Annotated in this window: 10 protein-coding genes and 1 other annotated feature; of the genes, 4 read left to right on the top strand and 6 right to left on the bottom strand. The window is 53.5% G+C overall.

Translation table 11 applies throughout. The features are described from left to right. Positions 1 to 246 precede the first annotated feature (246 nt). The 3 genes from clpB to rluD form a co-directional block, all read right to left on the bottom strand. Positions 247 to 2,820, bottom strand: a complete 2,574-nt coding sequence (gene clpB / locus ACOTX3_RS23835) for an ATP-dependent chaperone ClpB (RefSeq protein ID WP_421631644.1) — start codon at positions 2,818 to 2,820, stop codon at positions 247 to 249. Between the two features lie 129 nt (positions 2,821 to 2,949). Further along, a complete protein-coding gene (yfiH, locus tag ACOTX3_RS23830; RefSeq protein ID WP_058679563.1) occupies positions 2,950 to 3,681 on the bottom strand; it encodes a purine nucleoside phosphorylase YfiH in 732 nt (243 codons plus the stop codon). After that, positions 3,678 to 4,658, bottom strand: a complete 981-nt coding sequence (rluD, locus tag ACOTX3_RS23825; RefSeq protein ID WP_029882082.1) for a 23S rRNA pseudouridine(1911/1915/1917) synthase RluD — start codon at positions 4,656 to 4,658, stop codon at positions 3,678 to 3,680. The genes yfiH and rluD overlap by 4 nt, the downstream gene beginning before the upstream one ends. 131 nt (positions 4,659 to 4,789) lie before the next feature. Here rluD and bamD point away from each other — a divergent pair, with 131 nt between their 5' ends. From bamD to pheA, 4 genes are all read left to right on the top strand, one after another. Next, on the top strand, positions 4,790 to 5,527 hold the full coding sequence (gene bamD, locus ACOTX3_RS23820) for an outer membrane protein assembly factor BamD (protein ID WP_013098339.1): 738 nt from the start codon (positions 4,790 to 4,792) through the stop codon (positions 5,525 to 5,527). Positions 5,528 to 5,795: 268 nt separating this feature from the next. After that, a complete protein-coding gene (raiA, locus tag ACOTX3_RS23815; RefSeq protein WP_008502470.1) occupies positions 5,796 to 6,137 on the top strand; it encodes a ribosome-associated translation inhibitor RaiA in 342 nt (113 codons plus the stop codon). Between the two features lie 103 nt (positions 6,138 to 6,240). Continuing rightward, positions 6,241 to 6,366, top strand: a sequence feature (Phe leader region). Further along, positions 6,242 to 6,289, top strand: coding sequence for a pheA operon leader peptide PheL (pheL, locus tag ACOTX3_RS23810; RefSeq protein ID WP_100249759.1), 48 nt, complete (start codon positions 6,242 to 6,244; stop codon positions 6,287 to 6,289). (Overlaps the previous feature by 48 nt.) A gap of 30 nt (positions 6,367 to 6,396) precedes the next feature. Continuing rightward, positions 6,397 to 7,557, top strand: a complete 1,161-nt coding sequence (pheA, locus tag ACOTX3_RS23805) for a bifunctional chorismate mutase/prephenate dehydratase (protein WP_127869227.1) — start codon at positions 6,397 to 6,399, stop codon at positions 7,555 to 7,557. Here pheA and ACOTX3_RS23800 read toward each other — a convergent pair. Genes ACOTX3_RS23800 through aroF form a run of 3 tightly spaced genes read right to left on the bottom strand, consistent with a single transcriptional unit; the run spans position 7,554 to position 10,689 of the window. Beyond that, positions 7,554 to 8,426, bottom strand: coding sequence for an SMP-30/gluconolactonase/LRE family protein (locus ACOTX3_RS23800; RefSeq protein WP_038420417.1), 873 nt, complete (start codon positions 8,424 to 8,426; stop codon positions 7,554 to 7,556). The genes pheA and ACOTX3_RS23800 overlap by 4 nt on opposite strands. Positions 8,427 to 8,486: 60 nt before the next feature. Continuing rightward, the gene (tyrA, locus tag ACOTX3_RS23795; protein ID WP_013098342.1) at positions 8,487 to 9,608 is read right to left on the bottom strand and encodes a bifunctional chorismate mutase/prephenate dehydrogenase; all 1,122 of its coding nucleotides are present in this window, start codon (positions 9,606 to 9,608) and stop codon (positions 8,487 to 8,489) included. Between the two features lie 10 nt (positions 9,609 to 9,618). Further along, complete coding sequence (aroF, locus tag ACOTX3_RS23790; RefSeq protein ID WP_057072245.1) at positions 9,619 to 10,689, bottom strand: 3-deoxy-7-phosphoheptulonate synthase AroF; 1,071 nt, start codon at positions 10,687 to 10,689, stop codon at positions 9,619 to 9,621. Positions 10,690 to 10,748: the final 59 nt, after the last annotated feature.

Genomic DNA, 10,748 nt, shown 5'->3' with positions numbered 1-10,748 from the left:
TATTACGCTTTCCCGCTTCAGAGTCAAGCGTTTAATTTGCTTTTCTCTGCTGACCCGGCGGCGTGTGTGCCGTTGTTCCGTGTCAGTGGAGGCGCATTATAGGGAGTAATTCTGAAGCTGCAAGGATAAAGTGAAAATTATTTACCGACTGCTCATTTTCCAGGCAGATCACATCCCAGACCTCAATTCTGGCCTGGTTTTTAAACAAAAACGAGCCGCTTGCGGCTCGTTTTTGCGTTTTGTGACTTACTGCACTGCCACAATTCGGTCGTCGTTGGCTTCCAGACGGATAACTTTGCCCGGAACCAGTTCGCCTGACAGTATCTGCTGCGCCAGCGGGTTTTCGATCTGCTGCTGGATAGCACGTTTCAACGGACGCGCCCCGTAAACCGGATCGTAACCATTTTCGCTCAGCAGTTTCAGCGCATCGTCAGAGATGTGAATTTCATATCCACGCTCTTCAAGACGTTTGTACAGACGCTGCAGCTGGATCTGTGCAATCGACGCAATGTGTTTCTCACCCAGAGGATGGAATACCACCACTTCATCTATACGGTTGATGAACTCCGGACGGAAGTTATGGCTAACCCCCCCCAGAACCAGATCCTTCATATGGCTGTAATCCAGTTCACCGAAACGTTCCTGAATCAAATCGGAACCCAGGTTCGATGTCATGATCACCACCGTATTACGGAAATCCACCGTTCTCCCCTGCCCGTCGGTCAGACGACCATCATCCAGGACCTGCAGCAGAATGTTGAACACATCCGGGTGCGCTTTTTCCACTTCGTCCAGCAGGATGACGGAATAAGGGCGACGGCGTACCGCTTCAGTCAGGTAACCACCCTCTTCATAACCGACATATCCCGGAGGCGCACCCACCAGACGTGAAACGGAGTGTTTCTCCATAAACTCGGACATATCGATACGCACCATCGCGTCGTCACTGTCGAACATAAAGTTAGCCAGCGCCTTACACAGCTCGGTTTTACCCACCCCGGTAGGGCCCAGGAACAGGAACGAACCAATCGGACGATTAGGATCAGACAATCCGGCGCGGCTACGACGGATGGCGTTGGAAACCGCTTCAACTGCCTCGTCCTGGCCAATCACGCGCTGATGCAGATCCTGCTCCATGCGCAGCAGTTTATCGCGTTCGCTTTCCATCATGCGTGCTACCGGAATACCGGTCCAGCGCGCCAGCACCTCTGCAATTTCCGCATCCGTTACTTTGTTACGTAACAGACGCATCGTTTTGCCTTCAGACTGCGTCGCAATCTCAAGCTGTTTCTCCAGCTCAGGGATTTTGCCGTACTGCAGCTCTGACATTCGCGCCAGGTCACCCACTCGACGCGCCTGCTCAATGGCAATTTTTGCCTGTTCAAGTTCAGCCTTAATGGTCTGAGTGCCAGAGAGTGACGCTTTCTCTGCCTTCCACTCTTCTTCTAACTCAGAATACTGGCGCTCTTTATCGTCCAGTTCCTCATTGAGCATATCGAGGCGTTTTTTACTGGCTTCATCAGACTCTTTCTTGAGTGCCTGCTGTTCCAGTTTGAGCTGAATAATACGACGGTCGAGTCTGTCCAACTCTTCCGGTTTCGAGTCTATCTGCATACGAATGCTGGATGCGGCCTCATCGATAAGGTCGATCGCTTTATCCGGTAACTGACGGTCGGCGATATAACGATGCGAAAGCGTCGCTGCCGCAACAATCGCCGGGTCAGTGATCTGCACATGGTGGTGCAGCTCATAACGTTCTTTCAGACCACGCAGGATCGCGATGGTATCTTCCACGCTTGGTTCCGCGACAAACACCTTCTGGAAACGACGTTCAAGTGCAGCATCTTTTTCAATGTACTGACGGTACTCGTCCAGCGTCGTGGCACCCACACAGTGAAGTTCACCGCGTGCCAGTGCAGGTTTCAGCATGTTCCCGGCATCCATCGCGCCGTCTGCTTTACCGGCACCGACCATGGTGTGCAACTCATCGATAAACAGAATGACATTGCCTTCCTGTTTTGCCAGATCGTTAAGCACCCCTTTCAGACGCTCTTCGAATTCACCGCGATACTTCGCCCCGGCCACCAGCGCCCCCATATCCAGCGCCAGTACACGGCGGCCTTTCAGCCCTTCCGGTACTTCACCGTTTACAATACGCTGCGCCAGACCTTCAACGATGGCGGTTTTACCGACACCCGGTTCACCAATCAGCACCGGGTTGTTTTTGGTACGGCGCTGCAGAACCTGAATAGTACGGCGAATTTCTTCATCACGGCCGATCACCGGGTCAAGTTTACCCTGCTCAGCACGCTCGGTCAGATCGACCGTAAATTTTTTCAAAGCCTGACGTTGGTCTTCGGCTCCCTGATCGTTCACGCTTTCCCCCCCCCGCATTTTCTCAATCGCCTGAGTCACATTGGCCGTGGTTGCGCCGGCAGTTTTCAGCAGGTCGGTCAGGGTACCGCGTGATTCAAGCGCCGCCAGAACAAACAGTTCCGACGAAATAAAGTTGTCCCCACGTTTTTGCGCCAGCTTGTCGCAAAGGTTCAGCACCCGCACCAGATCCTGGGACGGCTGAACGTCACCGCCGGTACCTTCTACCTGCGGTAAACGGCTCAGCGCCTGATCGATGGCAGTGCGTAACTGGCCAGCATTAATGCCAGCAGACGTTAATAATGGACGTACCGATCCCCCTTCCTGATTCAGCAAGGCTCTCATTAAATGAAGAGGTTCGATGAATTGGTTGTCGTGCCCCAGTGCAAGGGACTGGGCATCGGCGAGAGCAAGCTGGAATTTATTAGTAAGACGATCCAGACGCATAACTCCTCCCATAACAGGTCAAATTTGCTACTGGAGATTAAATGAGGTCATCCCTCAATTATTCAAGGTTAATGACCTGAATTATGTGAAAAGAAAACGGCACGTGCCGGATCGTCTTGATTCTTTAGGTTATATCAGCCAAATAAAACTTGCCATACGCCCCGTCGTCTTGTCGCGGCGATAAGAGAAGAAATCACCCTTTTCGGTGAACGTACAGCGGTCACCGCCGAAGATCTGCGTCACCTTGACATTATTCAGACGCTGACGTGCAAGCTGATAAATATCGGCCAGATATTTTTCCCCCACGGGTTCGAAAGCGTTAACGGCTTGCGGAGCTTTTGCCATAAATGCTTCACGAACCTCTGGGCCCACCTCGAATGCCTGAGGACCAATTGCCGGGCCAAGCCAGGCAATGATATTTGCAGGATCGTCTTTGAAGCAGGCGACGGTCTCTTCCAGCACGCCTTCACACAGACCACGCCAGCCCGCATGAGCAGCCGCAACCTCGGTACCCGCACGGTTACAAAACAGCACCGGCAGACAATCGGCTGTCATCACCGCGCATACTGTTCCCGGCGTATCGCTGTAGGAGGCATCGGCACGTTTAGACGCGTAGGGTGCTCCCGTCAACTTCAGCACGGCTTTACCGTGAACCTGCTCAAGCCACACCGGTTTAGACGGTAAGTTGCCCGCAGCAAACAGCCGCGAGCGGTTTTCTTCAACGTGTTCCAGGTTGTCGCCGCAGTGTGCGCCAAGGTTCAAAGACGCCCACGCCCCCTGGCTTACCCCGCCAACGCGGGTTGAACTGCAGGCAGCCACACCTTCAGGCAGCGGCCACTCCGGAACAATCAGTTTGGTCATAACCAGTCCACTTGATCTTTGTGTTCTTCAAAATCCGCGCGCATGGCGTCAATAAGCTCCACCATATCCTGCGGGATCGGCGCATGCCATTCCATTTGAATCCCTGAAATAGGGTGATAAAGGCGCAGCATGGTGGCGTGCAGCGCCTGACGATCAAACTTGCGCAGTACGCTGATGAACTCGTCCGATGCCCCTTTTGGCGGACGCGGACGACCACCGTAAACCTGATCCCCCACCAGCGGATGGGTGATGTGCGCCATATGCACGCGGATCTGGTGGGTACGACCGGTCTCCAGACGCAGACGCAGACGCGTATGAATGCGGAAATGTTCCATAATGCGATAGTGCGTCACCGCCGGTTTACCCATCGGATGCACCGACATATGAGTACGTTTGGTAGGGTGACGGCTGATCGGCTCATCAACCGTACCGCCAGCAGTCATATGACCAATAGCCACGGCTTCATATTCGCGGGTGATCTCACGCAGCTGCAGTGATTCCACCAGGCGAGTCTGGGCAGGTACGGTCTTTGCCACCACCATCAGACCGGTGGTGTCTTTATCCAGACGATGCACGATACCGGCACGCGGCACATCAGCAATCGGCGGATAATAATGGAGAAGTGCGTTAAGTACCGTACCGTCAGGATTCCCCGCTCCCGGATGAACAACCAGGTCGCGCGGCTTATTAATCACCAGAATGTCATCATCTTCATAGACGATATCCAGTGGGATATCCTGTGGCTCGAAGCGGATTTCCTCTTCGATTTCAGCATTGATGGCGACAGCTTCCCCACCTAACACTTTCTCTTTCGGTTTGTCCCAGACTTTACCGTTTACCAGCACGCGCTGGTCAAGAATCCATTCTTTTATGCGTGAACGCGAATAATCAGGGAACAATTCGGCCAAAGCTTGATCTAAGCGTTGACCGAGCTGATTTTCGGAGACTGTTGCGGTGAGTTCTACTCGTTGTGCCATAAACTGCTTCTTCGTTTAACGTTGGGTTTTACGGCTTTGCCGTTTAATATAGTGTGCTATTGTAGCTGGTCTTAATCGGGAGCAGGAACAGAGTTTCTCCCGGACAAACATTTGAGGAAAGTCAAAACGTCATGACGCGCATGAAATATCTGGTGGCAGCGGCCACGTTGAGCCTGGCTTTGGTGGGCTGCTCCGGTTCAAATGAACAGGTCCCTGACAATCCGCCGAATGAAATCTATGCGACTGCACAACAAAAGTTGCAGGACGGTAACTGGAAACAGGCGATAACGCAACTGGAAGCGTTGGATAATCGCTATCCATTTGGTCCGTATTCGCAGCAGGTACAGTTAGATCTCATCTACGCATACTATAAAAATGCCGATCTGCCGCTGGCTCAGGCAACCATCGATCGTTTCATGCGTCTGAACCCGACTCATCCTAACATCGACTATGTAATGTACATGCGCGGTCTGACCAACATGGCGCTGGACGACAGTGCCCTGCAGGGCTTCTTCGGTGTGGATCGCTCCGACCGTGACCCGCAGCATGCGCGTGATGCGTTCAACGACTTTTCCAAACTGGTGCGCGGCTATCCGAACAGCCAGTACGTGACCGACGCCACCAAACGTCTGGTGTTCCTGAAAGACCGTCTGGCGAAATACGAATACTCGGTTGCTGAATACTACACCCGCCGTGGCGCATGGGTTGCCGTGGTTAACCGTGTAGAAGGAATGCTGCGTGATTATCCGGATACGCAGGCGACCCGCGACGGCCTGAAGCTGATGGAGAATGCTTACCGCCAGATGCAGATGACCGCACAGGCAGACAAGGTGGCAAAAATCATCGCCGCGAACAGCAGCAACACCTGATAGCGACGTCAAAGCAAAACGGCAGCCCGCGGGCTGCCGTTTTTATATTCAATTCAGACAAAGCTGAAGCGGTTTAGCTTCAACACATCCTATCAACTATGACCGCAATTTTTGCCTTCGACAAGGTAAATCTCACCTCTTCCTGCCCTGCCTCACAAAAAAGATTCCCTGACAAAAACCGACAAAATAACGTGATCTAAATCACACATTTTGACATTAGGACAGGTATGCTGGAATCACCAAGACGGAAAGACAAGAGGTAAAATTTATGACAATGAACATTACCAGCAAACAAATGGAAATTACCCCGGCAATTCGCCAGCACGTCGCAGACCGTCTCGCCAAACTGGATAAATGGCAAACACACTTGATTAATCCACATATCATCCTGTCTAAGGAGCCGCAGGGTTTCATCGCTGACGCAACTATCAATACTCCAAACGGCCATCTGGTCGCCAGCGCAAAACACGAGGATATGTACACCGCTATTAACGATTTGATCAACAAGCTGGAACGGCAGCTCAATAAAGTGCAGCACAAAGGTGAAGCCCGTCGCGCCACGACCTCGGTGAAAGACGCCAGCTTCGCGGAAGAAGTTGAAGAAGAGTAATCCTTTAAATTGAGTTTACCGCCAACGCGCCTTCGGGCGCGTTTTTTATTGACAGGGTGAAAACAGTACGGGTACTTTAACGTTATCAACCACAGGATGATTTCATGAAATTGACGCCGTTTTTCTTCGCATTCTTTTTTACCTTCCCCTGAACGGGAGGCGTTTCGTCGTGTGATAAAGAATGCGAAGACGAACAACAAGGCCTCCCACACCGGGAGGCCTTTTTTATTGATAACGATAAAACGAGACAGACAACACTATGACACCGGAAAACCCGTTACTGGATCTGCGAGTAAAAATCAGCGCGCTGGATGAAAAATTACTGGCACTTCTGGCTGAACGCCGCGCGCTCGCCATCGAAGTGGGTAAAGCCAAACTGGACTCCCACCGTCCGGTACGTGATATCGACCGCGAACGCGACCTGCTGGAACGTCTGATTCAACTCGGCAAAGCCCATCACCTTGACGCACATTACATCACCCGTTTGTTCCAGCTCATCATCGAAGACTCTGTTCTGACCCAGCAAGCGCTGTTGCAGCAGCATCTGAATAAAACCAACCCGCACTCTGCCCGCATCGCGTTTCTTGGCCCTAAGGGCTCCTACTCCCATCTGGCTGCCCGCCAGTACGCTGCACGTCATTTTGAAGAGTTCATTGAGAGCGGCTGCGCGAAGTTCGCCGATATTTTCAATCAGGTGGAAACCGGCCAGGCGGATTACGCCGTCGTGCCGATTGAGAACACCAGTTCCGGTGCCATCAACGACGTGTACGATTTGCTGCAACACACCAGCCTGTCGCTGGTTGGGGAGCTGACAATCCCTATCGATCACTGCGTGCTGGTCTCTGGCTCAACCGATTTGAGCACCATCGAGACGGTCTACAGCCATCCGCAGCCGTTCCAGCAGTGCAGTCAGTTCCTGAACCGTTATCCGAACTGGAAAATTGAGTACACCGAAAGCACCTCCGCAGCAATGGAAAAAGTCGCCCAGGCAAACTCCCCTACTGTCGCGGCGCTGGGCAGCGAGGCGGGCGGTGCGCTGTATGGTCTCCAGGTTCTGGAACGTAACCTGGCAAACCAGACGCAAAACATTACCCGTTTCATCGTGCTGGCACGCAAAGCCATTAATGTCTCTGATCAGGTGCCCGCTAAAACCACCCTGTTGATGGCAACCGGGCAGCAGGCAGGCGAACTGGTTGAAGCGCTGCTGGTACTGCGTAACCACAATCTGATCATGACCCGACTCGAATCGCGCCCGATTCACGGCAATCCGTGGGAAGAGATGTTCTATCTCGACATTCAGGCCAACCTGGAATCACCGTCCATGCAGAAAGCCCTGCGTGAACTGAGCGAAATCACCCGTTCAATGAAGGTGCTGGGCTGTTATCCGAGCGAAAACGTGGTACCGGTTGACCCAAGCTAACGTTCGATAAACCGGCTTTTCTTCATCCCTGCCACACTGACCGGCAGGGTGAAGATAGCGCCGGAAAGGGGATATTGCGCCACCTCCTGCGCATCCATATTTTCCCGGGTGGTCGTGATAAACAGCGTTTTCATATCGTCACCGCCAAAGCAGACCATCGTAGGGCAACGGACCGGCATTCGGTACTCTTCCAGTTGCTCTCCCTGAGGTGAAAAGCGCGCGATGCGCCAGCCATCAAACAGCGCACTCCAGTAACAGCCTTCCACGTCCATCGCGGCACCGTCAGGTATCCCTTCGCCGTCGTTGAACCGGCGGAATACCTCCCTTTTACCGGGTTCCCCCTGCTCATCCAGTGGGGTACGGTAGATAACGCCGTTTGGCGTATCAGAAGTAAACATCCACCGCTGGTCGGGGCTGAATGCCAGACCATTGTGGCCATGAATGTCGCACTGGATAACTTTTGGCGTCAGATTGTTATCAATGCGCATCAGCAGCGCCCCGTTGTAATCACCCGGTGCCCAGAAGGTCCCGGCGTAGAACTGGCCCCGGTGATCGGTTCCCCCATCATTGAAACGCGCAAGCTGCGGATTCGACGGATTATCACAGACTTTGCGCTGCAGCAGACCGTGTTTATCGGAAAGCCAGATGCCGCTTCGCATCGCGACGATAAAGCCGCCGCGTTCGCGCAGGGCGAAACACCCCACCTCTTCGTGGAAAGAGAGCACGGTATGTTCCGCCGTGGATAAATGATAACGGTGGATCTCACCTTCAAGAATATCCGCCCAGTAAAGCGCATTTTCCTCTGCACTCCACGTCGGGCATTCGGGCAGATGCCCGGTGTAGTTCAACAGCAGCTGCGGTTCGGCCATGACAGTTCCCCAAAATGAAAAAAGCCAGCAATGCTGGCTTTCAGTATATACATCATCGCATTACTGGCGACTGTCATTTGCCTGACGCAACAGCGTGCGGCTCTCGCTCTGGAAACGTTGCGCGTAATCGCCAAACCAGTGTTCGACCTTACGGAAGCTGTCGATAAACGCCTGCTTGTCTCCGTGCTCCAGCAGCGTAATGGCTTCGCCAAATCGCTGGTAGTAACGCTTAATTAGTGCCAGGTTGTTCTCAGACGACATAATAATGTCGGCATAAAGCTGGGGATCCTGAGCAAACAGACGCCCCACCATCGCCAGCTCCAGACGATAGATAGGCGAAGAGAGTGCCAATAACTGCTCAAGCTGCACATTCTCTTCCGCCAGATGCAGCCCATAGGCAAAGGTCGCAAAGTGGCGCAGCGCCTGGATGAACGCCATATTCTGATCGTGTTCAACCGCGCTAATGCGGTGCAGCCGCGCGCCCCAAACCTGAATCTGTTCCAGGAACCACTGGTAGGCTTCCGGCTGACGACCATCGCAGTAGACCACCACCTGTTTCGCCAGGCTGCCGCTGTCCGGGCCAAACATAGGATGTAGCCCCAGGACCGGCCCCGTGTGCGCAGCCAGCATTGCCTGCAGCGGACCATTTTTCACGGATGCTAAGTCCACCAGGATGCAATCTGCAGGTAGCGGAGGAAGCTTCGCAATGATCTGCTCCGTCACGTGAATCGGCACGCTGACTATGACCATTCCGGCATCTTTCATCAGCTCCGGTGCTTTTGCCCAGTCCTCTTTTTCCAGGATACGCACCTGATAGCCAGACAGGGTCAGCATTTTTTCAAACAGCCGCCCCATCTGACCCGCCCCGCCCACAATAACGACCGGGCGCAGGGACGGGCAAAGGGTTTTGAAGCCTTTATCGTTTTCGCTGGAGTAGGACTCCCGCATCACACGACGCAAGACATCTTCAATCAAATCCGGCGAGACGCCCAGCGCCTGGGCCTCTTTACGACGTGAAGCCAGCATGGAGGCCTCGCGCTCCGGAACGTAAATCGGCAGGCCATATTTGCTTTTGACCTCACCCACCTCGGCAACCAGCGCCATACGGCGCGCTAACAGATCCAGCAGCGCCTTATCCACTTCATCAATTTGATCGCGTAATGCGGTCAATTCAGCAACCATACCTAACCTCTTAAGCCAGACGCGTCGCCAGCTGGCCGTTTATATCTTTGTGGATCTCACGCAGCAGCGCATCGGTGGTTTCCCAGCTAATGCAGGCATCCGTCACGGACACACCGTACTTCATTGCGCTGCGCGGTTGTTCAGATGATTGATTGCCTTCATGAATATTGCTCTCAATCATCAGACCGATAATAGAACGGTTGCCGTCTTTGATTTGTGCGACCACCGATTCCGCCACCGCAGGCTGACGACGGTAATCTTTGTTCGAATTACCATGACTGCAATCTACCATCAGTGCCGGGCGCAGTCCCGCCTGCTCCATCTCTTTTTCACACTGTGCCACATCTGCCGGGCTGTAGTTTGGCGCTTTACCGCCACGCAGGATCACATGACCGTCCGGATTACCCTGCGTCTGCAGGAGACAAACCTGGCCCGCCTGATTAATACCCACAAAGCGATGCGGCATGGCCGCGGCGCGCATGGCGTTGATCGCCGTGGCAAGGCTACCGTCGGTCCCGTTTTTAAAACCTACCGGCATCGACAGACCAGACGCCATTTCACGGTGGGTTTGTGATTCCGTGGTACGCGCACCAATCGCAGACCAGCTAAACAGATCGCCCAGGTACTGCGGGCTGTTCGGATCCAGCGCTTCGGTTGCCAGTGGCAGCCCCATGCTGACCAGCTCAACCAGCAGGCGACGCGCAATCTTCAGACCGGCTTCCACATCAAACGAGCCATCCATGTGCGGATCGTTAATCAACCCTTTCCAGCCAACGGTGGTACGTGGCTTCTCAAAATAGACGCGCATCACCAGGTAGAGGCTATCGCTGACCTCCTCCGCTAATGCTTTAAATCGACGAGCGTACTCAATGGCGGTTTCAGGATCGTGAATGGAACAAGGACCACATACCACCAGCAGACGCGGATCGCGGCCAGCGATAATGTCAGAAATGGTCTGGCGCGAGTGCTCAATTTGAGCCTCCTGCACGGCGCTCAGCGGGAACTCCGCTTTCAGTTGATCCGGTGTAATCAAAACCTGTTCGTCAGTGATATGTACGTTGTTCAGCGCGTCTTTTTGCATGATGGCGATCCTGTAAAGCTCGTTTGCGATAGGTGTTTTCCTCGAAGAGGTGAAACAAC

Source organism: Enterobacter cloacae complex sp. IR5384, assembly GCF_049237265.1.
Classification (GTDB): domain Bacteria; phylum Pseudomonadota; class Gammaproteobacteria; order Enterobacterales; family Enterobacteriaceae; genus Enterobacter; species Enterobacter cloacae.
This window is presented reverse-complemented; position numbering and strand designations above follow the sequence as displayed.